This window comes from Barrientosiimonas humi (assembly GCF_006716095.1).
In the GTDB taxonomy this organism is placed as follows: Bacteria; Actinomycetota; Actinomycetes; order Actinomycetales; family Dermatophilaceae; genus Barrientosiimonas; species Barrientosiimonas humi.
Window position 1 is genome coordinate 2,837,107 of the sequence record NZ_VFOK01000001.1, and the last position, 21,505, is coordinate 2,858,611.

Consider the following 21,505-nt stretch of genomic DNA (forward strand, 5'->3'; position numbering starts at 1 on the left):
GACCTCGTTCAGCTCCTCCCTGCGGGTGAAAGAATCAGCGGGTCAGCAGCAGCCAGAGGCCGAGCCCGAGCAGGGCGACCCCGCCCACCGCGAACACCGCCCCGCCCCAGAAGATCGCCCCCACCGCCACCGTCGGGGCGTAGGTGCGCGAGCGGCGCGGGTCGGTCGGGTCGACCTCGATGTCGATCGGGTCGCCCGCGGCCAGCGACTGGTTGGTCGCCAGGGCGTCGCGGCCCTCGTGCTCGACCCCGGCCGCGTCGCGGTAGCGATAGGTCACCGTGGGGAGCCGCTTGGCCCGGCCGGGCCGCTCGGGGTCCTCCTCCTGGGCCAGCGCCAGCACCAGCCCGGTGACGCGCGGCCACCGCTCGCGGGCGCGGTAGGGCGCCGTGCGGCGCGCCGCGGCCGTCCCCATCCCGGCCCACCCCAGGCCGAAGAGGATCAGCAGCACGGCGACGACGGTCATACGCCGAGCAGCATCCAGCCGATGCCGGCCAGCCCGAGCCCCAGCACGAGCAGGAACAGCAGCATGACGACGCCGCAGCCGTAGGACACGGCGCTCGGCCGGCCGAACTGGCTGCGCGACGGGTCGTCGGGGTCGACGAAGATCTGCACCGGCCGGCCCGGCTCGACGATGTCGTCGTCGTCGATCTGGGTCTCCTCGGTGAAGCGCCGACCGCTCGCGTCGGCCCAGGCGTACGTCATGAGCCGGACGGTGTGGCTCGAGGACCCGCCATCGGTGCCGGACGTGCTGCGCCGCCGCTCCTGGCGCACGCCCTCCACCAGCGCCTGCGCCGGCTGCCAGGTGGCGGCGCGGCGGCTGCGCCGCAGGTCGCGCACGAGGGTGTGCGGCGCGAGCACGACGAAGATCAGACCGACCACGAGGAAGGCCACGCCGACGACGGTCACGGGGTGCCTCCCCGGTCAGCGCGGGTCGTCGGAGCCGAGCAGGTCGTGCCGCACGATGACCTCGTCACGGCCCGGCCCGACGCCGATCACCGAGACGCGTGCGCCGATCTGCTCCTCGACGAACTCGACGTAGCGGCGGGCGTTCTCGGGCAGCTCGTCGTAGCTGCGGCACTCGGAGATGTCCTCCCACCAGCCGTCGAGCTCCTCGTAGATCGGCTGCGCGTGGTGGAAGTCGCTCTGGTTGACCGGCATCTCGTCGTGCCGGACCCCGTCGACGTCGTACGCCACGCACACCGGCACCTTCTCGAGGCCGCCGAGGATGTCGAGCTTGGTGAGCACGAAGTCGGTGGTGCCGTTGATCCGCGTGGCGTAGCGGCCGACGACGGTGTCGAGCCAGCCCGTACGTCGGGGTCGCCCGGTCGTCACGCCGTACTCGCCGCCGGTCTTGCGCAGGAACTCGCCCAGGTCGTCGTGCAGTTCGGTCGGGAACGGACCCTCGCCGACGCGGGTGGAGTAGGCCTTGAGGATCGCGATGACCCGGTCGATGCGGGTGGGCGGCACGCCCGAGCCGGTGCACGCGCCGCCGGAGGTGGCGCTGGAGGAGGTGACGTAGGGGTAGGTGCCGTGGTCGACGTCGAGCAGCGTCGCCTGGCCGGCCTCGAACAGCACGACCTTGTCGGCGTCCAGCGCCTCGCCGAGCTCCAGCGAGGTGTCGGCGACCATCGGGCGCAGCCGCTCGGCGTAGCCGCGCAGCTCGGCGACGATCTCGTCGGCGGCGATGGCGCGGCGGTTGTACATCTTGACCAGCATCTGGTTCTTGACGTCGAGCGCGGCCTCGACCTTCTGCCGCAGGATCGACTCGTCGTAGAGGTCCTGCACGCGGATGCCGACGCGGTTCATCTTGTCGGCGTAGGCCGGGCCGATGCCGCGCCCGGTGGTGCCGATCTTGCGCTTGCCGAGGAAGCGCTCGGTCACCTTGTCCATCGTCGTGTGGTAGCTGGTGATCACGTGCGCGCTGGCGCTGACCCGCAGCCGGGAGGTGTCGACGCCGCGCGCCTCGAGACCGTCGAGCTCCTCGAACAGCACGCCGATGTCGACCACCACGCCGTTGCCGATGACCGGCACGACGTCGGGGCTGAGGATGCCGCTGGGCAGCAGGTGCAGGGCGTACTTCTCGCCGTCGACCACCACGGTGTGACCGGCGTTGTTGCCGCCGTTGAACTTCACGACGTAGTCGACGCGGTCACCGAGCAGGTCGGTCGCCTTGCCCTTGCCCTCGTCGCCCCACTGGGCGCCCACGAGCACGATCGCTGGCATTCGGTTGTCCTTAGGTCTCCGGTCGGTGGCCGTGCTGCATCCTCTCAGACCGGGGAAGCAGGGCCACCGTCACGGCGCTCGGCGAGGCGCAGCGCGAGCTGGAACCGGGTGGAGACCTGGTGGTCGTCCATGAGCGAGGCGACGCGCCGGCGCACGGTCCGCAGCGAGATGCCGAGCAGCCGCGCGATGGCCTCGTCCTTGAGTCCCTGGCGCATCAGCTCGACGAGCTGCTGGTCGGCGCCGGAGACCGGCTGCACCGGCGCGGCGGCGCCCCACAGCCGGTCGAAGAGCTCGACGAACGCGCTGACCACCATCGGGTCGCGCAGCACGACGTGGTCGCCGCCGGAGCGACCCCACTCGGTGCTCGCGAGCGCCACCTCGCCGCCGAAGCAGACGAACGCCGACGGCAGCGTCGCGGTGAGTCGCTGCTGCTCGCCGAGGCGCGCCCAGGCGTCGACCACCGCGGCCTGCTCGGGCAGCACGTCGGTGCGGTAGAGCGCGCGCTGCTCGCGCCCCGCCTCGAGCAGCTGACGCACGGCGGGCAGCTCGTCGGGGCCGGGGCCGACCTGCTCGTGGGCGATGCGGATCGGGCCGTCGGTGCTCGCGGCCAGGTGCTCGTGCACCGAGGTGAGCGCGTCGTCGTCGACCCGTTCGCGCGCGGGGGCGTGCAGGTCGCCGGTGGACTGCCCGACCCGGTGGTCGGCGGCGAACTGGTCGATGGCGTCACGCAGCCGGGCCAGGTCCTGCCGCCGGGTCGCGAGCTTGGCCTCCTCGGCGCTCAGCACCCGCTCGAGCGAGGCGCGCGGGTGGTCGGCCTGCAGCTCGCCGAGGTCGTTGCTGCGCACGAGCCGCCGGGCGCGCAGCTGCTCCAGCGCCCGCTCGGCCTCGTAGTCGGCGAAGCCGAGCCGGCTGGCGTACGTCGTCAGCGGCAGCCCCGGCGCGCGCAGCACCTGGCGGTAGAGCGCCTCACTCTCGGGCCCGATCCCGAGCACCTGCAAGCGTCCGGACACGGGCCCAGGGTAGGCGCCCGAGGAGGGGCGCTGGCGCGTCAGTCGATGCCGAGCTCGCGGGCGGCGGTGGCCGACGACGAGCGCAGGAAGTCGGCGCAGCGCTGCTGCTCGTCGGTCTCGCCGATCTCGCCGGCGGCCTTCGACAGCACGGCGAGCGCGCGCAGGAAGCCGCGGTTGGGCTCGTGCTCCCACGGCACCGGACCCTGGCCCTTCCAGCCGGCGCGGCGCAGCGCGTCGAGCCCGCGGTGGTAGCCGGTGCGGGCGAAGGCGTACGCCTCGATGGTGAGTCCGTCGGCGAGCGCGTCCTCGGCGAGCTGCGCCCAGGCGAGCGAGGAGGTGGGCGCGGCGGCGGCGACGGCGCGCGGGTCGCGACCCTCGGCGAGCGCGGCGGCGGCCGGGTCCTCGGGCAGCTCGGTGGGCGGGATCCCCAGCAGGTTCTGGTCCATGGGCCCATCCTCCCCCGCCCCGCCCGCACCCTCGCGCCCGGGCCGGGCGGCCCGATCTTCGGCGAACCCGTTGACAGCCGACCGGCTCGGCGGTTCACTACCTAACACGATTTACGTGATGGGGCTCACCCGCATGGCCCCGTCCCCGAACTCCTCGGAGCGGACATGTCCGAACTCACCCGCCGCACGATGCTCGGCGTCACCGGAGCCGGCACCCTCGCCGCGCTCACCGCCGGCTGGCCACGGCTCACCGGCAGCGACATCCCCGGCCGCGGCGACGACGAGCTGCGCGTCGCGATGCTCGGCACCGCGCAGGACGCCGAGGCCCGCACCGGTCTCGTCCAGGCCTTCCGGCGCCGTCACCCCGACATCCCGGTGAGCGTGCAGGCGATCCAGGGCGCCGACTGGAGCGACTTCTTCGCCAAGATCCTCACGCTGGTCGCCGCCGGCACCCCGCCCGACGTCGTGGTCGTCGCGACCGAGGGCACCCAGCTGTTCGCCGACCGGCTGGCCGAGCCGCTGGACCGCTACGTCCAGCGCGACGCGGCCGAGATGGCCGACTACTTCTCCGACGTGCACCCCTCGCTCATCGAGGCGTTCATGTACGACGGCCACCTGTTCCAGCTGCCGGTCGACTTCAACGCGGCGAACATGTACCTCAACGTCGCCGCCATGCGCCGCGCCGGGCTGGAGCGGCCGCCGGACGACTGGACCCACGAGGACTTCCTGCGGATGCTGCGCGCGATGCGCGCCCGCGGCGGCCGCGGCTTCGTGCCGTACTACTGGACCAACCGGCTCTGGGGCGGGGTCGTGCCGTGGCTGTACGCCAACGGCACCAGCTTCCTCACCGAGGAGAAGGCGCCGGGCGGCGACTGGCTGTGGTCCCGCTTCTACGCCGGCTCCCCCGGCGTCGCGCAGCGCTCCGGCGGCTACCTGTGGCGCGGGTCGAACGCCCTCGACCCCAAGGTCGCCGAGGTCTACGAGTTCCTGCGCCGGGTCGTCGCCGAGGGCTTGGGGTCGAGCCCGGCCCAGGGCGGCGGCAACCAGCTGGTCGGCCAGTTCGCTTCTGGCGGAGTGGGATTCACGCCTGCCGGCGGATTCTGGGTGGAGGGTCTCGCCGAGGCCAAGATGCCCGGCAGCGCCTACGACGTGCAGTTCTTCCCGCGCTGGCGCACCCAGCGCCACCAGTTCGGCGCGGCCGGCTACGCGATGATGAAGACCTCCCAGCGCAAGGACCAGGCGTGGGAGTGGATCAAGTTCTGCGCCTCCCGCGAAGGCATGCGCCTGGCCTTCCCGGTGCCCAACACCACGCCCGTACGCCGGTCGATGGTCGACGAGGCGCTCTATCGCGGCAAGGGGCCGGCCCACTGGCAGGTCTTCTACGACACCCTCGACCGCTTCCCCACCACCGGACCGATCCCGGCGCCGCCGCAGCAGGCCGCCGTCGAGACCGCGCTCATCAAGCACACGGTCGGCGCGGTCACCGGCTCGGCCCGCAACGTCGAGCCGACCCTGCGCCGGCTCGACGCCGACCTCGAGCGCGCCCTGAGGAGCACCCCGTGACCACCATCGCCCCGCCCCCGCCCACCGAGGACGTCGTCGCGGCCGAGACCTCGGCCGGCGCCCCGACCGACGACCGCACCCGCCGGCAGACGCGGTGGCTCACCGCGCTCTTCCTCGCGCCCACGGTCATCGGCCTGACCCTGTTCACCCTGGTCCCGATCGTCGCGTCGCTGCTGCTGGCGTTCTTCCGCTGGGACATCATCAGCGACCCCGAGTTCGTCGGCCTCGACAACTTCACCTCGCTCGCCTCCGACCCCACGCTGCGCATCGCCTTCGGCAACACGCTGCTGTTCGTCGTGGTCGCCGTCGCGCTGCAGCTGGCCGTCGCGCTGGTGCTCGCCGTGGCGGTGATGTCGCGGATGCCGGGCTGGCTGCGCTCGGTCTTCCGGTCGGCCTTCTTCTTCCCGCTGATCCTGTCGGCCTCGTCGGTCTCGATCGTGATGGCCTACCTGTTCAACCAGGACTTCGGACTCGTCAACCGCACCCTGAACAGCCTGGGCATCGCGTCGGTGCCGTGGCTGACCTCCGACTGGGCCGCCCCGATCGTCGTGGTCCTGGTCTACGTCTGGCAGAACTTCGGCTTCTCGTTCCTGCTGTTCCTCGGCGGCCTCGCGGCCATCCCGCGCGACGTCTACGAAGCGGCCGCGATCGACGGCGCGACCGGCTGGCGGCAGTTCCGCCAGATCACCCTGCCGCTGCTGTCGCCGACGATGCTCGTCGCGTCGGTCATGGCGATCATCGCGGCGCTGCAGATCTTCGACCAGCCGTACGTCCTCACCCGCGGCGGTCCCGGCGACTCCACCCGCACCGTCGTGATGGTGATCTACGAGAACGCCTTCCAGCAGCTGCAGTTCGGCCGCGCCAGCGCCATCGGCGTCGTGCTGACCGTGCTGATCATGGCGGTCACCGCGCTGCAGTTCCGCCTCTCCCGCCGATTCGTCTTCTACTCCTGAGAGGCACACCGCGATGACCACCGCCGCGACCGCCCGCCTGCGGGCCGTCCCCAAGCTCGCCTTCCTGCTCGTCGCCCTGGCCCTCACCCTCGGCCCGGTCGTCTGGACCGTGCTCACCTCGCTGCGCCCGCCCGACCAGGCCCTCGGCAGCAGCTTCAGCCTCTCCGGCCTGAGCCTGGACTCCTACCGCGCCGTCTTCGAGCAGATCGACATGTGGCTGCTCATCCTCAACAGCGTGCTGGTCACCGGCCTCATCGCGCTGGGCCAGATGGTCAGCGCCGGCCTCGCGGGATACGTCTTCGCGCGGATGCCCTTCCGCGGTCGCGGGGCGCTGTTCTCGGTCATCCTCGCGACGATGATGGTGCCGATGCAGGTCACGATCGTGCCGGTCTTCATGCTGATCCGCGGGATGAACCTGTCCGACACCCTGCTCGCGCTGATCCTGCCGGCGCTGCCGACGGCGTTCGGCACCTTCCTCATGCGCCAGCACTTCATGACGCTGCCGCACGAGCTCGGCGAGGCGGCAGCGATCGACGGCGCGTCGCCGTGGCGCACGTTCCGCTCGATCTACGCCCCGCTCGCCGCGCCCGGGCTCGCGATCGTCGGGATCCTGGCGTTCAACTTCCACTGGAACGAGTTCTTCCGGCCGCTGATCATGACCGTGAGCGAGGAGAACTTCACCCTGCCGCTCGGGCTGGTCTCGCTGCAGGGCAACAAGGGCACCGGGTCGGTCGCGACCGTGCTCGCCGGCGTCGTGCTGTCGATGATCCCCGCCCTGCTCGTCTTCGTCTTCGGGCAGCGGTCGCTGCGCGAGGGCCTCACCACCGGCAGCAACCGGTGACCGACCGCGCCACCGCACCGCACCCCCTTTCCGAGAGGACCACGCACACCGTGCCCCGAAACCCCTTGCCAGCACTGCACATCCGCCCCGACCACGGCTGGCTGAACGACCCGAACGGGATGGTGCACCACGGCGGCCGGTGGCACGTGTTCTTCCAGCACAACCCGCAGCGGCCGGTGCACGAGCGCATCGCGTGGGGGCACGTCAGCTCCGCCGACCTCGTCGGCTGGGACCCGCACCCGGTGGCGTTCGCGCCCGAACCGGGAGGGCCGGACCGGGCCGGGTGCTGGAGCGGGGTGTTCCTGCCGTGGCTCGATCGGCCCGCGATGGCGTACAGCGGGGTGGTGGACGACACGCACGCCAGCACCGTCGTCGTGCGCGAGGCGCTCGACGACGACCTCGACACCTGGACCCCGCCGTACGTCGTCGCCACCACTCCCCCCGACGTCACCCAGATGCGTGACCCGTTCTGCTTCGAGCGGGCGGGGCGGCGGTTCGCGCTGCTGGGTGCGCGCGTCGGTCACGCGACCCCCGCGGTGCTGCTGTTCAGCTGTGACGACCCACGTGACTGGCGCTACGAAGGCGTCTGGCTGACCGGCGAGAACCCTGTGGCCGCAACGCTTCCCGAGTCCGACTTCTGGGAGTGCCCGCAGCTGGTCGAGCTCGGCGGACGGTCGGTGCTGGTGCTGTCGCTGCAGCTCGAGGGGCGGCTGTCCACCGTCGGCCTCCTCGTCGGCGACCTGACCGACGCCGCGAGCGGCGACGGGCTGCCGCGGTTCGAGCCGGCCGCCGCCGGGCTGCTCGACGAGGGTCCGAGCTGCTACGCGCCGCAGGTCGCCCTCGACCCCGACGGCCCGTGGCTGCACGGCTGGGTGCTCGACGTCGGCCGGCCCGACGCCCCGGCGCCCGCGGTGAGCGGCTGCCTCACGCTGCCGCGGCGGCTGCACCTGGTGGGCGACGCGGTGGTGAGCCGGGTCGACGACCGGCTCCGGGCATACGTCGGGGGGCAGCCGAGCACCCCCGTCACCGGCGCGCAGCTCGCGGCCGGGGTCGACCTGCCGCTCGTGGCGCGGGTGACCGGTGCGGGCACCGACCCGACCACGACGCTGACCCTGCGCGGCGCCGAGCGCGACGTCGAGATCCATGTGGGCGCAACGGGATTCGAGGTCTGGGTCGACGCCGACGTGGTGGAGGTCTATCGCGAGACGCTGCCCCCGGTGACGGTCCGGCAGCCGGGCACCGCCGGCTGGCGACTGCGCGCGACGGGCGCCAGCGGCCTAGGCGCCAGCGCATGCGTCTCCGACGCAACGATCACCGAGGTGGTCCCACCGACTCCCGCTGCACCAGCGGCGACTCCAGGAGCAGCCGGCGCGGCCCGGGGTCGCTGATCCCCTCGACAGCGTCGAGCAGCCGGTCCATCGCGACCTCGCCCATCGCGCGGTGCGGCAGCGCCATGGTGGTGAGGCCGGGCACGAAGTTGGCGGCCAGCTCCTCCTGGTCGTCGAAGCCCATGACCGACAGGTCGCCGGGCACGTCGAGCCCGAGCCGGGTGGCGGCCAGCACCGCCCCGGCCGCGACGCGGTCGTTGACGCAGAACAGCGCGGTCGGGGGGTCCTCGCCCTGCAGGACGCGCATCGTCGCGGCATACCCCGCGTCGATGGTCCAGCCGTCGTCGAGGTGCTCGATCACCTTGGGCTGCAACGACTCTCGCGCCAGGCCCGCCCGCAGCCCCTGCAGCCGCAGGGTGCCGGCGACCACCAGGTCGCTGATCAGCACGCCGACGTCACGGTGCCCCATCCCGACCAGGAAGTCGGCCACCGTCTCGCCCGCGCGCACCTCGTCGGGGGCCACCGACGGGTGCGCGTCGTCGGCGTCGTAGCAGTTGGCCAGCACGGTCGGCAGCCCGACGCCGGGCACCTCGCCGACCTCGCGCAGCGACATCGCCGCGTAGAGGAGCCCGTCGACCCGGCGGTAGCGCAGCTCCTCGGCGGCCTGCGCCTCGAGGGCCGGCCGCTCCTGGCTGTCGAAGACCGCCACCAGGTGGCCGCGCTCGCGCGCCCGGTCGGCCGCCCCGCCGAGCAGCTGTCCGGCGAACGGGCTGGTCGCGATGGCGTCGGTGATCAGGCCGACCATCTGGGTGCGCTGGGTGCGCAGGCTGCGCGCGACCGGGTGCGGGACGTAGCCGAGCTCCTGCGCCGCCGCGAGGATGCGCTCGCGCGTGGCCGGCGCGATGTTGCCGGCGTCCTTGTCGTTGAGGACGAAGGACACGGCGGTGCGGGAGACGCCCGCCTTCTTCGCGACGTCAGCCGCGGTCGCCTCCCGCCTCGCCACGCGTCAGATCTTGGTGCCGGCCGAGCCGAGGTGCTGGCACGCCTCCACGACGCGGGCCGCCATGCCGGCCTCGGCCTCCTTGCCCCAGGTGCGCGGGTCGTACTGCTTCTTGTTGCCGACCTCGCCGTCGACCTTGAGCACGCCCTCGTAGTTGGTGAGCATGAAGCCGGCGACCGGGCGGGTGAAGGCGTACTGGGTGTCGGTGTCGACGTTCATCTTCACGACGCCGTAGGACACCGCCTCCTTGATCTCCTCGGCGGTCGAGCCCGACCCGCCGTGGAAGACCAGGTCGAACGGGCGGTCGCTCGCGCCCTGGCCGAGCTCCTTGGCCGCGGCCTCCTGGGCGGCCTTGAGGATCTCCGGGCGCAGCTTGACGTTGCCCGGCTTGTAGACGCCGTGCACGTTGCCGAAGGTCAGCGCCGTGAGGTAGCGGCCGTCCTCGCCCGAGCCCAGCGCCTTGACCGTGGCGATCGCGTCGTCGGGGGTGGTGTAGAGCTGGTCGTTGATCTCGTTGGCGACGCCGTCCTCCTCGCCGCCGACGACACCCACCTCGATCTCCAGGATCACGTTCGCGGCCTTCGCGAGGCCGAGCAGCTCCTCGGCGATCTGCAGGTTCTCCTCCAGCGGCACCGCGGAGCCGTCCCACATGTGCGACTGGAAGTAGGGCAGCCCGCCGTTCTTCACCCGCTCGGTCGAGGCGGCCAGCAGCGGCCGGACGAAGCCGTCGAGCTTGTCCTTGGGGCAGTGGTCGGTGTGCAGCGCGATGTTGATGTCGTAGCTCTTCGCGACCTGCTCGGCGAACGCGGCCAGCCCGAGCGAGCCCGCCACCATGTCCTTGACCGTCGGGCCGGACCAGTACTCCGCGCCGCCGGTCGACACCTGGATGATGCCGTCGCTCTCGGCCTCGGCGAACCCGCGGATCGCGGCGTTGAGCGTCTGGCTGCTGCTGACGTTGATGGCCGGGTAGGCGAAGCCGTCCTTCTTGGCACGGTCGAGCATCTCGGCGTACGCCTCGGGCGTGGCGATCGGCATGGCACCTTCCTCAGGGGTCGTGACGGTCGGTCGTCGGGCTCAGTCTTCCACGCGCGCGGGCAGGACCCGCGCGACACCCGACAAAGCGCGGGGCGGACAGGAATCCCTGTCCGCCCCGCGCATTCGGGAGGTCGTCGGCGATCAGAAGATCGGCTTGCCGCCGGTCACGCCCAGCACCGTGCCCGAGACGTAGCTCGCGTCGGCGGGCGAGGCGAGGAAGACGTACGCCGGGGCGCACTCCGCGGGCTGGCCCGCCCGGCCGAGGGGCGTGTCCCCGCCGAACTGCTCCAGCTTCTCGGCGTCCTGGGTCGCCGGCTGCAGCGGCGTCCAGATGGGGCCGGGGCAGACGGCGTTGACGCGGATGCCGCGCTCGCCGAGGTGGGCCGCCATGTTGACCGTGAAGTTGTTGATCGCGGCCTTGGTCGCGGCGTAGTCGATGAGCGTGTCGGACGGCTCGAACGCCTGGATCGAGCTGGTGTTGATGATGCTCGAGCGCTCGCCGAGGTGCGGCAGCGACTCCTGGGTGATCCAGAACATCGCCGTGAGGTTGGTGGTGAACGTGCGGTCGATGCGGTCGGTGGCGACCTGCTCGAACTCCTCGTCGCGGGCGTACTGGAACGCCGCGTTGTTGACGACGACGTCGAGCCCGCCGAGCTCGTCGACGGTCCGCTGCGGCAGCGAGCGGGCGTACTTCTCCTCGCGCAGGTCGCCGGGCAGCAGCAGCACGCGACGGCCGGCCTTCTCGACCCAGCCGGCGGTGTCCTCGGCGTCGTCCTGCTCCTCCGGCATGTACGACAGCGCCACGTCGGCGCCCTCGCGGGCGTACGCGATCGCGACCGCGCGGCCGATGCCGCTGTCGCCACCGGTGATCAGGGCGACCATGCCCTCGAGCTTGCCGTGGCCCTCGTAGGACGACTCGCCGTGGTCGGGCACCGGGTCCATCGCGGTCGTGCTGCCGGGCGGCTCCTGCTGCTGGGCGGGGAAACCGCCCTCGCTGTTGACCCGCTCCTCGGCGTTCTTGACGACATCGGGCTTGCGGACGGACATGGGTGGACTCGCTCCTTCGCGATCAGACGGGTAGGTCTTGCGTCGTCACGCTAGGTCGGGTCCGGCCGCGGGCGGTACCCACTCAGGGGCGGGAGATCGCCTCGTCCTCCGGCTCGCCCGGGCCGACGACCTCGGCGCGGTTGCGCCAGGTCTCGACGTAGCCCGGCACCGGCACGTCGCCCTGCACGAACACCGGGTCGACACCCGAGGAGCGCTGCTGCTGGTAGTGCTTGAGCAGCCGGAAGGCCACCGCCGACAGCAACGCGATCGAGATCAGGTTGACCAGCGCCATCGCGCCCATGATCGCGTCGGCGAACGCCCACACGACGTCGGCCGAGAGCACCGCGCCGACGAGCACCGCGAGGCACGCGACCGCCCGGAACGCCGCGAGCAGCGTGCGGTCGTTCTTGATGAACTCCAGGTTCGACTCGCCGTAGTAGTAGTTGCCGATGATCGAGCTGAACGCGAGCAGGAAGACGATCATCGCGAGCAGCCAGCCGGCCCAGTCGCCGAGACCCTGGGTGACCGCGCCGTACGTCAGGTCGATGCCCGCGCTCGCGGCGCCGTAGTCCTGCTCGGAGGACAGGATGATGAAGGCGGTGATCGAGCAGACGATGAGCGTGTCGAAGTAGACGCCCAGGGTCTGCACCAGACCCTGCTTCACCGGGTGGGTCACGGCGGCGCTCGCGCCGGCGTTGGGCGCCGAGCCCAGACCCGCCTCGTTGGAGAACATCCCGCGCTTGACGCCGGCGAGGATGACCGTGCCGACCGCCGCGCCGGTCACGGAGTTGGCGGTGAAGGCGTCGCTGACGATGTCGCTGATCATCTGCGGGACGTTGCCGATGTTCTGGATCACGATGACCAGGCCGACGGCCAGGTAGAGCAGCGCCATGACGGGCACGACCGCCTGGGTCACGTGGGCGATGCGGCGGATGCCGCCGAAGACGACGAGGCCGGTGAGCACCGCGAGCGCGATGCCGACGCCCCAGCCGAGGCCGGAGCCCTCGTAGCCGGAGGTCGAGCTCAGCGTGCCGGAGATGGTGTTGGCCTGCAGCGAGGAGAACGCCAGCGGGAAGCAGATCAGCAGGATGATCGCGAACAGGATGCCCACCCAGCGCCGGCCGAGGCCGTACTGCATGTAGTAGGCCGGGCCACCGCGGTAGCCGTCCTTGTCACGCACCTTGTAGAGCTGCCCGAGGGTCGACTCCACGAAGCTGGACGCGCCACCGATCGTGGCCATCAGCCACATCCAAAAGACCGCGCCGGGGCCGCCGAGGGTGATGGCGGTGCCGACGCCGGCGATGTTGCCGACGCCGACGCGCGAGGCGGCCGAGACGGTGAACGCCTGGAACGCCGAGATCGACTGGGCCTCGCCCTGCGCGTTGCGCGGGGTGGGGTCGCGCAGGGTGCGCAGCATCGCCGGCAGCAGGCGCACCTGCACCACGCTGGTGCGGATCGTGAAGTAGAGACCGAGCACCACCACGACGGGCAGCACGATCCAGCTCCAGAAGAGGTCGCCGTTGTCGGCGATGAATGTCTGGACGTCGTCCATGCCGCGAGACGCTACAAGCGATCGGTCGGCCGCGGAGCGCCGGGGCCGAAACCTTCTCGATCCGGCACCTGGCCGAACACGTGCCGACGCACCCACGCGTGCATCGCGATCGCCCCCGCGGCGCCGGCGTTGATCGACCGGGTCGAGCCGAACTGCCCGATGTGCAGCACCACCTCGCACGCCTCGCGCATCGGCTCGCTCAGGCCCGGCCCCTCCTGGCCGAGCACGAGCACGCACGCGGCGGGCAGGTCATACGTCTCCAGCGGCTTCGAGCCCGGAAGGTTGTCGATGCCGACGAGCGGCAGCGAGCCCTCGCGGGCGGCCCAGTCGGCGAGGTCGGCGGCGGTCGGGTGGTGGTGCTCGTGCTGGTAGCGGTCGGTCACCATCGCGCCGCGGCGGTTCCACCGGCGGCGGCCGACGATGTGGAAAGCCTTGGCGTTGAACGCGTTCGCGGTGCGGATGATCGAGCCGATGTTGAAGTCGTGCTGCCAGTTCTCGACCGCGACGTGGAACGGGTGCCGCTGCGCGTCGAGGTCGGCGACGATCGCCTCGTGGGTCCAGTACCGGTAGTGGTCGGCCACGTTGCGCCGGTCGCCGGCGCGCAGCAGCTCGGGGTCGAAGCGCGGGTCGGGCGACCCGTCGGGCAGCCGGGGCGCCTCCCCCTCCCACGGCCCCACGCCCACCTCCTGTTCCATGGCAGTCGAGGGTAGGGGAGGGCGGGCACACGTCTCGTCGACGATGCCGGCCGGGCGAGCCTGCGAGCCCGGCCGGAGGAGGAGACGAGACAGAGGTCGTCGGCGTCTCGTCGACGATGCCGGCCGGGTGAGCCTGCGAGCCCGGCCGGAGGAGGAGACGGGACAAAGGGTTAACGCGCCAGCGGGAGGTCCTGGGCGAGGGGCGGGATGCCGTCGGTGGCGTCGCAGACCCGCGCCTGGTTGCCGGCGCCGTCGCCGAGCAGCCACCAGTCGGGGGCGCGGCTGTCGTCGAGCAGCGAGCCGCCGGCGTCGAGGGCGGCGCGCACCCGGTCGCCGGAGGGGGTGTCGACGGTGGGCACGTTCACGCGGTATCGGGTCTGGCCCGCGTCGTCGGTGAAGGTGACGGTCTGGTGGTCGGTGGACAGGTCGACCGAGGCGCCGGGCTCGATGCCAGCGACGGCGGTCCAGAACTGCACCGACCCGGGCGGCACCGGGGCGTCGTCGGCGAAGCGCAGGTCGGCCGCGCCCTGGGCGGACAGGCCCTGCTCGCGCGCGAGGCCGCTGATCGTGCGGGCGAGGTCGAGGTCTCGGTCGGTGACCTTGCCGACGTCGTGACTGACCGAGCGCACCGTCACGTGGTCGAAGCGCAGGTCGACGTCGGGGTGGTGGTTCGCCCGGTCGGCCGCCTCGCCGATGGCCTGCACGAACCGCACGCCCGCGGCGAAGTCGTCGGTGGAGAAGGTCGCCACGATCGCGGTGCCGGCCCGGTTCCAGTCGGGCAGGTCGAGCGCCGGACGGTCGTCGCTGCTCTGGGAGCTCATGCTCCGACCCTAGGGCTCGCGCGCCCGGCTGCGGCAGGTCTTCACCGACCGTTCACCGGTCCGGCTCAGCCACCCGCCGCGAGGCGGGTGGCGCGGGCGGCGAGATCGGCGTACGCCCGGCGCAGCTCGTCGGGTCCCTCCACCTCGAACTCCACGGGCAGGCGCAGCAGCCACCACGCGACGTCCTCGATGCGCTCGCTGCCGGCGCGCAGCCGCGTGGTCTGGGCGTCGACCTCCTCCAGGTCGGCCCAGGAGCCGATGTCGGTGCGGGCCTGCTCGAGCGGCAGGCGCACGAGCACGCTCGCGCTGGCCGGCCAGGCCGAGCCGACCGAGCGCAGGATGTAGTCCTCGGGGTCGGGGCACTCGCGCGGGCTGAAGGTGAAGGTGCTGGTGCGCGCCGCGCCGATGCGGTCGATGCGGAACGAGCGCCAGTCGTCGCGGTCGAGGTCGAACGCCATGAGGTACCACCGGCGGCCGGTGGCGACGAGGTGATAGGGCTCGATGCGCCGCTCGCTCGCGGTGCCGTCGCGCGCGACGTAGTCGAGCCGGGCCTGCACCGACTCGCGGATGGCGCGGGCCAGGACGAGCAGCACCTCGGGGTCGACCTCGACGGGGTGAAGCTCCAGCGTCACCGTGGCGTCCTGCACCGCCGCGACCTGGGCGCGCAGCGGCGCGGGCAGGACCTGGTCGAGCTTGGCCATGGTGCGCACGGCGGCCTCCCCCACCCCGGCGACCGTGCCGCCGGCGGCCAGGCGCAGGCACACGGCCACCGCGACGGCCTCCTCGGTGTCGAGCAGCAGCGGCGGGAGCGCCTTGCCGGCGCCGAGCTGATATCCGCCGCCGACGCCGTGCGAGGCGTGCACGGGGTAGCCCAGCTGGCGCAGGCGCTCGACGTCGCGGCGCACGCTGCGGGTCGTCACCCCGAGGCGGGCAGCGAGCTCCGGGCCGCTCCAGACCGGGCGGGCCTGCAACAGGCCGAGGAGCTGCAGCACGCGCGCGGTGGTGTCGGGCATGACGCCATTGTGCGCCCGCGTGCGGACAGCTGCTGTCCGCTAGGAGGACTCCGACTCGGCGGTGGCCGACCCGGCCGGCGGGGCGTCGGTGGGTGCGGGGCCGGACGGGGAGTCGCTCGGCGCGGAGCCCGACGGGGAGTCAGCCGGCACGGAGTCGGTCGGGGCCGGCGCCGGGGTCATCGACTCGGTCTCGGTCGACCCCGGGACCGGCATCGACGGCTGCGCGGGCGGCGGCACCACCGGCACGGCGTCGCGCTGTGGCAGCCACTGGGTGTGCAGCCGGCCGAGGGTGCCGTTGTCCTGCAACTTGCCGATGGCCTGGTTGACGCAGCTGGTGAGCGACGAGCCCTTGGGCAGCACCGCGCCGATGCGCTCGGGGGGCCGGTCGAGCCGGCCGACCAGCACGCCGTTGTCGAGCACGGTGTTGGCGAGGAACGTCGCGGTCGGCAGGTCGGCGACGACCCCGTCGATCTGCTTGGCGCCGAGCGCCTCGCCCGCCTTGGCGATGCTCGGGTAGGCGACGGCCGGGGTCGTGGGCTTCAGCACCTGCTGGATCGCGGCGAGGGAGGTCGTCTGCTCCGACGCGCCGAGCCTGGCCGAGCGCAGCTCGGCCTCGGTGGTGCCCCCGTCGATCGGGCTGCCTTCGTACGTCAGCAGCGCGTGGCGTACTTCGGCGTAGCTGACCGACATGTCGACGACCTGGGTGCGCTGGGGCGTGATCGACACCTCCGCGAGCGCCAGGTCGAACGGCTTCTCGCCGCTGCCGACGATCTGCCCGAACGGCACCCGCTTCCAGCGCACGTCGCGCGGGTCGAAGCCGAGCTGCTGACCGATGCGGAAGGCGAGCGCGGACTCGAACCCCTGGCCGTTGCCGGGCTCGTTGCCGACGAACCACGGGGCGTACGCCGGGTCGAAGGTCGCGACCGTGAGCGTGCCCGGGTTGATGGTCTTCAGCTGCTGCCCTCCGCAGACCGCAGCCGTGCGGGTGCTGGAGGAGCTGGTGCCGGTGCTGCTCGAGGTGGTCGTGCAGGCCGCCAGCAGCAGGGCCACCGATCCGGCCGCGAGAGTGCGCGCCGCGCGGCCTGCCGTCGTCATGGGTGCGACCTTAGCCCGCGTGGCTCGACGTCTCGTGATGCACACGCTCGGGTGGGCTCGTCGAACCCGGCCGACAGCGCGAGCCCGGCCGACAGCCGCGAGCTGGGCGACGGGTCGCGCCGGCGGTGACTACCCGTCCGACAGGTCTCCCCCGGTGGACCTGGCGAACGGGTAGTCCTCCCGCGGGTCGTGGCGGTGCGGGAACCCGGCGGCTCGAGGAACGCCCGGACGAAGCGACGCCCGGACGAGCGGCGGGGACGTGGCGAGGGGCTGGGCCCCCTCCAGTCGCCCAGCCCCTCGCGCCGACCCCCTGGGCCGTGCTGGTGTTGCACCCGTAGAGACGCACTGACCCCGCCAGGGGTTGCACCGGCTGCCGGAAATATCTCCTGCGTCTCGGTCAGTGGTCGCCTCAGGCGGCCGGCGGGTAGTTCAGCACCACCCGGCCGGTGGCCTTGGCGGCCTCGCCCAGCGCCACCCGCTTGTTGGCGGCCGGGCTGCCCTGGTCGCCGGCGACCACGGCGACGAGGACGTTGTTCACCCGGGTGACGACGGCGTACTCCGTGCCGTTGGTCAGCGTCCGGCTGAACCGGGTCGAGTCGACCTGGCGCCACCCTTCCTGCAGGGTGCACTGGGTGCCGTCGGTGGTGATCGCGTTGAGCGCCTTGGCGCCGCTCGTCCAGCCGGTCACGGTGACGTTGGCGTTGCGCGAGCCGAGGGACCCGTCGCCGGAGTAGTACGCCCACTGCCGGCCGGCCACCGGGCTGATGCCGTCCGGGTTGCCCGGGTCGCAGGCCATCGCGCCGGTGACGGCGGGCATGTTGGCGTACTGGCCGCTGTCGTACTGCTGCGGCATGCCCGCCACCCTCGCCGAGGCGTAGTTCGGGATGGTGTAGGCGTTCTCGGTGCTGCCGCCGTCGGAGCTGCCGTCGGCCGAGGCGCTGGTGGCGACGACGCCGCCGGCGAGGACGGCTGCCGTGGCGGTCGCTGCTGCGCCGCGGACGAGTCGGGTCCTGGTGCTGGTTCGAGCCTTCATCGTGGTTCCCCCTTGTCAGTGGTCGCGCGCCCCCTGACGCGCTGACCTCAGGCTGGCGCGCCGGCCGCGCGCAGGGGAACCCCCGGAGAGAGTTCTCTCGCCGAGCGAACCGGCGGGGGCGCCGACCGGTGGGGGGCGTCAGGCCAGGCCGAGGTCGGCGAGGCCGTACGCCGCGAGGTAGGTCGGCACCTGCTCCTCGACCTTCTCGCGCGCGCCGGTGGCGCGGTCGGCGATCACGGCGACCCCGACGACCTCGGCCCCGTCCTCGCGGCACGCGGCGACGGCCTCCAGAGCCGACCCACCCGTGGTGCTCGTGTCCTCGACGACCAGCACGCGCCGGCCGGAGATCGACGGGCCCTCGATGCGCCGCTGCAGACCGTGCGCCTTGCCGGCCTTGCGCACGACGAACGCGTCGAGCGCCTGCCCGTCGGCCGCCGCGGCGTGCAGCATCGCGGTGGCCACGGGGTCGGCGCCCATGGTGAGCCCGCCCACGGCGTCGTACTCCAGGTCGGCGGTCAGCTCGCGCATCACCCGGCCGACCAGCGGGGCCGCCGCCCCGGAGAGCGTGACGCGCCGCAGGTCGACGTAGACGTCGGCCTTCGCGCCCGAGGACAGCGTCACCTCGCCCCGCACGATCGCGTCGTCCTTGATGATCTGCAGCAGCGTGTCGCGGTCGGTCACGCCGGCCAGTGTCTCAGGTCCGGTTCGGCCGGTGCCGGGCGACGATGCCCTGGCGGCGCAGCAGCGAGCGCGGCGCGATCCGCAGCAGCGGCACGATGACCTTGTACTGCGCGCCCGGCACCGACAGGGTGCGCCCCTTGTCGACGTCGGTGAGCGCGTCGCGCACGAGCTTGTCGGCGCTCAGCCACATCGCCTTCGGGATCGCCGCGCCGTCGATGCCGGCGCGGTCGTGGAACTCGGTGCGGGTGAAGCCCGGCAGCAGCGCGGTCACCTGCACCCCGCTCCCCTGCAGCTCCGAGGCCAGCCCCTGGGAGAAGGACGTCAGATAGGACTTGGCGGCGGCGTACGTCCCCGACGACAGCCCGCCCGCGACCGACGAGACGTTGATGATCGTGCCGCGCCCGCGGTCGCGCATCGCGCGGGCGGCCGCGTGGCTGAGCACCACCGGCGCGCGCACGAGCAGGTCGAGCATCCGCTCCTCGTCGCCGATCTCGTTGCGCAGGAACGACTTCCGCAGACCGAAGCCCGCGTTGTTGACGAGCACGTCGATCGGCCGGACGGAGTCGGAGAGCCGCTCGGCGACCCGGCCGAGCTGCTCGCGGTCGATGAGGTCGGCGGCCAGCACCTCCACCGTGATGCCGTACGCCGTCTGCAGCTCGTCGCGCAGCGCACCCAGGCGCGCCTCGTCGCGGGCGACCACCACGAGGTCGTCACCCCGCGCCGCCAGCTGCTCGCAGAAGGTCTTGCCGATGCCGGAGCTCGCGCCGGTCACCATCGCCGTCGTCATGGCCGCGAGTCTCGCACGTGGACCTACCGCCCGGTAAGGATGCGTGTCAGACGGCCCGCCTATGGTGCACCCCGTGCGCATCGCGACCTGGAACGTCAACTCCATCCGCAGCCGCATCGACCGCGTCGTGGGGGTGCTCGAGCGGCACGACCTCGACGTGCTGCTGGTGCAGGAGACCAAGTGCCGCGACGACCAGCTCCCGGCCCTGCCGCTGGCCGACGCCGGTTACGACATCGCCCACTACGGCCTGAACCAGTGGAACGGCGTGGCGATCGTCTCCCGGGTCGGCATCGACGACGTCGAGCGCGGTTTCGCCGGCATGCCCGACTGGGGTGACCCGGCGGCGGCCGAGGCGCGGGCGATCGGCGCGACCTGCGGCGGGGTGCGCGTCTGGTCGCTCTACGTCCCCAACGGGCGCGAGCTGGACCACCCGCACTACGCGTACAAGCTCGACTGGCTGGCCCACCTGCGCGACACCGCCGCGGGCTGGCTGGCCGACGACCCGCAGGCACAGATCGTGCTGGCCGGCGACTGGAACATCGCGCCGCTGGACGAAGACGTCTGGAGCGTGGCCTATTTCGCCGACAAGACCCACACCAGCGAGCCCGAGCGCGCGGCGTTCCGCGCGGTGGTCGACGCCGGGTTCGCCGACCTGACGAGGGCATACACACCGGGGCCGGGGGTCTACACCTACTGGGACTACACCCAGCTGTCGTTCCAGAAGCGGCGCGGCATGCGCATCGACTTCGCCCTCGGCAGCCCCGCGCTGGCGGCCCGGGTCACCGGCGCGCAGATCGACCGCGAGGAGCGCAAGGGCAAGGGCGCGTCCGACCACGCGCCGGTCCTCGTCGATCTGGCCGACGCCGCGAGCTAGCCTCGCGTCCATGACCGAAGGCGATGAGCTGCACGACGTCGTCGTCGTCGGCGCCGGGTTCGCGGGCATCGCGATGGGGGTGGCGCTGAAGGCGTCCGGGCGTGACTTCCTGATCCTCGAGAAGGCCGACGAGATCGGCGGCACCTGGCGCGAGAACCGCTACCCCGGCTGCGCGTGCGACGTGCCCGCGCACCTCTACTCGTTCTCGTTCGAGCCGAATCCCTACTGGTCCAAGACTTTTGCCGACGCCGACGAGATCCAGGACTACCTGCTCTACTGCGTCGAGAAGTACGCCCTCCGCCCCCACCTGCGCACCGACGCCACCGTGCAGCACGCGCGGTACGACGCCGCCACCGGCGTCTGGACCGTCACCGTCGCGTCCGCCTGGGGCGAGCTGCGTCAGCTGCGGGCCAGGGCGCTGGTGCTCGGGGTCGGGGCGCTGCACGAGCCGGTCGTCCCCGACCTGCCCGGCCTGGAGACCTTCGAGGGCGAGCTGCGGCACACCGCGACCTGGGACCGCGGGCTCAGCGTGCAGGGGCGCCGCGTCGGCGTGATCGGCACCGGCTCCAGCGGCGTGCAGATCATTCCGCCGCTCGCCGAGGACGCCGCGCACCTCACCGTCTTCCAGCGCACCCCGGCGTGGGTGCTGCCCCGCGACAACACCGACTACTCCGAGGCAACCATCGACCGCTTCGAGCGGCACCCGATGGTCATGCGGGCCCACCGCACCCAGCTGCGGGCCACGCACGACGCCCGCGGCCGCGCGTTCACCGACCACCCCGGCCTGCTCAGGGCGATGCAGCTGCGCGCCCGCCGCCACCTCGCCGCGGCCGTCTCCGACCCGACGCTGCGCGAGCGCCTCACCCCCGGATACACGATGGGCTGCAAGCGCATCCTGCTGTCCGACGACTACTACCCCGCGATGGCCCGGCCCGACGTCACGCTGGCCACCGACGCCATCGAGCGCGTCGAGCCGCGGGCCGTCGTGACCGCCGACGGCACCCGGCACGAGGTCGACTTCCTCGTGCTGGCAACGGGTTTCGACCCGATCGGCTCCTACCGCTACCTCGGCGTGACGGGCCTCGACGGGCGGGTGCTCGGGCAGGAGTTCGCGCACGACGCGCAGACCTACCTCGGCGTGACCGTGCCGGCCTTCCCCAACCTGTTCGTACTGCTCGGCCCGAACACCCTGCTCGGACACACCTCCGTGCTGCTGATGCTCGAGGCCCAGGTCGCGCTCACGATGCGGCTGCTCGACGAGCGCGACCGGCGCGGCGCCCGCGCGGTGCAGGTGCGCCCCGAGGTGGTGCCGGGCTTCATGGCCGAGATCGACCGCCGCAGCGAGGGTTCGGTGTGGGAGTCCGGCTGCCACAGCTGGTATCTCGACGACGCCGGCCGCAACCGTACGCTCTGGCCCGGCTCGGTCCGGGAGTACGAGCGCCGCCTGACCCGCCCCGAGCTGGTCGACTACACCTTCGGCTGACCAGGGGCGCCGCTCCCTCTCCGGG

At 72.6% G+C, this 21,505-nt stretch carries 22 protein-coding genes; 6 read left to right on the forward strand and 16 right to left on the reverse strand.

Going from position 1 to position 21,505, the window contains the following annotated elements; all coding sequences use genetic code 11:
- Positions 1-34: 34 nt before the first annotated feature.
- The 5 genes from FB554_RS13275 to FB554_RS13295 are packed head-to-tail and all read right to left on the reverse strand — an operon-like array spanning position 35 to position 3,679.
- On the reverse strand, positions 35-463 hold the full coding sequence (locus tag FB554_RS13275; protein ID WP_142006794.1) for a DUF3592 domain-containing protein: 429 nt from the start codon (positions 461-463) through the stop codon (positions 35-37).
- Positions 460-906 (reverse strand): DUF3592 domain-containing protein, encoded by a 447-nt coding sequence (locus tag FB554_RS13280; RefSeq protein WP_142006796.1) that lies wholly within the window; start codon positions 904-906, stop codon positions 460-462. The genes FB554_RS13275 and FB554_RS13280 overlap by 4 nt, the downstream gene beginning before the upstream one ends.
- 15 nt (positions 907-921) lie before the next feature.
- On the reverse strand, positions 922-2,223 hold the full coding sequence (locus FB554_RS13285) for an adenylosuccinate synthase (RefSeq protein ID WP_142006798.1): 1,302 nt from the start codon (positions 2,221-2,223) through the stop codon (positions 922-924).
- A gap of 44 nt (positions 2,224-2,267) precedes the next feature.
- Complete coding sequence (locus tag FB554_RS13290; protein ID WP_142006800.1) at positions 2,268-3,233, reverse strand: helix-turn-helix domain-containing protein; 966 nt, start codon at positions 3,231-3,233, stop codon at positions 2,268-2,270.
- 38 nt (positions 3,234-3,271) lie between these two features.
- Positions 3,272-3,679 carry a DUF3151 domain-containing protein gene (locus FB554_RS13295; RefSeq protein ID WP_142006802.1) on the reverse strand — a complete coding sequence of 136 codons (408 nt, stop codon included), beginning with the start codon at positions 3,677-3,679 and terminating at the stop codon, positions 3,272-3,274.
- 165 nt (positions 3,680-3,844) lie between these two features.
- On the opposite strand from FB554_RS13295, the gene FB554_RS13300 reads away from it, so the two are divergent.
- The 4 genes from FB554_RS13300 to FB554_RS13315 are packed head-to-tail and all read left to right on the forward strand — an operon-like array spanning position 3,845 to position 8,424.
- Positions 3,845-5,242, forward strand: coding sequence for an ABC transporter substrate-binding protein (locus tag FB554_RS13300; protein ID WP_142006804.1), 1,398 nt, complete (start codon positions 3,845-3,847; stop codon positions 5,240-5,242).
- On the forward strand, positions 5,239-6,195 hold the full coding sequence (locus FB554_RS13305) for a carbohydrate ABC transporter permease (RefSeq protein WP_211344606.1): 957 nt from the start codon (positions 5,239-5,241) through the stop codon (positions 6,193-6,195). Before FB554_RS13300 ends, FB554_RS13305 begins: the two co-directional genes overlap by 4 nt.
- A 13-nt stretch (positions 6,196-6,208) precedes the next feature.
- On the forward strand, positions 6,209-7,036 hold the full coding sequence (locus tag FB554_RS13310; protein ID WP_142006806.1) for a carbohydrate ABC transporter permease: 828 nt from the start codon (positions 6,209-6,211) through the stop codon (positions 7,034-7,036).
- A 50-nt stretch (positions 7,037-7,086) separates the two neighbouring features.
- Positions 7,087-8,424 carry a glycoside hydrolase family 32 protein gene (locus FB554_RS13315; protein ID WP_142006808.1) on the forward strand — a complete coding sequence of 446 codons (1,338 nt, stop codon included), beginning with the start codon at positions 7,087-7,089 and terminating at the stop codon, positions 8,422-8,424.
- On the opposite strand, the gene FB554_RS13320 is transcribed toward FB554_RS13315, so the two are convergent.
- The 11 genes from FB554_RS13320 to FB554_RS13370 all read right to left on the reverse strand — a co-directional run bounded on the left by FB554_RS13320 (position 8,348) and on the right by FB554_RS13370 (position 19,123).
- Positions 8,348-9,367 (reverse strand): LacI family DNA-binding transcriptional regulator, encoded by a 1,020-nt coding sequence (locus FB554_RS13320; RefSeq protein ID WP_142006810.1) that lies wholly within the window; start codon positions 9,365-9,367, stop codon positions 8,348-8,350. The two genes, FB554_RS13315 and FB554_RS13320, sit on opposite strands and share 77 nt — an antisense overlap.
- 3 nt (positions 9,368-9,370) lie before the next feature.
- Positions 9,371-10,399: a class II fructose-bisphosphate aldolase gene (gene fbaA, locus FB554_RS13325; protein WP_142006812.1), complete on the reverse strand. Its 1,029-nt coding sequence runs from the start codon at positions 10,397-10,399 to the stop codon at positions 9,371-9,373.
- Positions 10,400-10,540: 141 nt separating this feature from the next.
- Positions 10,541-11,446, reverse strand: a complete 906-nt coding sequence (locus FB554_RS13330) for an SDR family oxidoreductase (protein WP_142006814.1) — start codon at positions 11,444-11,446, stop codon at positions 10,541-10,543.
- Between the two features lie 82 nt (positions 11,447-11,528).
- The gene (locus FB554_RS13335; RefSeq protein ID WP_142006816.1) at positions 11,529-12,998 is read right to left on the reverse strand and encodes an alanine/glycine:cation symporter family protein; all 1,470 of its coding nucleotides are present in this window, start codon (positions 12,996-12,998) and stop codon (positions 11,529-11,531) included.
- A gap of 11 nt (positions 12,999-13,009) precedes the next feature.
- Positions 13,010-13,693 carry a TrmH family RNA methyltransferase gene (locus FB554_RS13340; protein ID WP_142006818.1) on the reverse strand — a complete coding sequence of 228 codons (684 nt, stop codon included), beginning with the start codon at positions 13,691-13,693 and terminating at the stop codon, positions 13,010-13,012.
- 170 nt (positions 13,694-13,863) lie between these two features.
- The gene (locus FB554_RS13345) at positions 13,864-14,514 is read right to left on the reverse strand and encodes a 4a-hydroxytetrahydrobiopterin dehydratase (RefSeq protein WP_142006820.1); all 651 of its coding nucleotides are present in this window, start codon (positions 14,512-14,514) and stop codon (positions 13,864-13,866) included.
- 65 nt (positions 14,515-14,579) lie between these two features.
- A complete protein-coding gene (locus FB554_RS13350) occupies positions 14,580-15,527 on the reverse strand; it encodes a helix-turn-helix transcriptional regulator (protein WP_142006822.1) in 948 nt (315 codons plus the stop codon).
- A 39-nt stretch (positions 15,528-15,566) separates the two neighbouring features.
- On the reverse strand, positions 15,567-16,622 hold the full coding sequence (locus FB554_RS13355; RefSeq protein WP_142006824.1) for an ABC transporter substrate-binding protein: 1,056 nt from the start codon (positions 16,620-16,622) through the stop codon (positions 15,567-15,569).
- 409 nt (positions 16,623-17,031) lie between these two features.
- A complete protein-coding gene (locus tag FB554_RS13360; RefSeq protein ID WP_142006826.1) occupies positions 17,032-17,655 on the reverse strand; it encodes a hypothetical protein in 624 nt (207 codons plus the stop codon).
- A 138-nt stretch (positions 17,656-17,793) separates the two neighbouring features.
- Positions 17,794-18,336, reverse strand: coding sequence for an orotate phosphoribosyltransferase (pyrE, locus tag FB554_RS13365; RefSeq protein ID WP_142006828.1), 543 nt, complete (start codon positions 18,334-18,336; stop codon positions 17,794-17,796).
- Between the two features lie 13 nt (positions 18,337-18,349).
- Positions 18,350-19,123 (reverse strand): SDR family NAD(P)-dependent oxidoreductase, encoded by a 774-nt coding sequence (locus FB554_RS13370; protein ID WP_142006830.1) that lies wholly within the window; start codon positions 19,121-19,123, stop codon positions 18,350-18,352.
- A gap of 73 nt (positions 19,124-19,196) precedes the next feature.
- Between FB554_RS13370 and FB554_RS13375 the strand changes: the two genes are divergently transcribed.
- Together FB554_RS13375 and FB554_RS13380 are read left to right on the forward strand one after the other, a co-directional pair.
- Positions 19,197-19,997, forward strand: a complete 801-nt coding sequence (locus FB554_RS13375; RefSeq protein ID WP_142006833.1) for an exodeoxyribonuclease III — start codon at positions 19,197-19,199, stop codon at positions 19,995-19,997.
- A gap of 10 nt (positions 19,998-20,007) precedes the next feature.
- Positions 20,008-21,480, forward strand: a complete 1,473-nt coding sequence (locus FB554_RS13380; protein WP_142006835.1) for a flavin-containing monooxygenase — start codon at positions 20,008-20,010, stop codon at positions 21,478-21,480.
- Positions 21,481-21,505 lie beyond the last annotated feature (25 nt).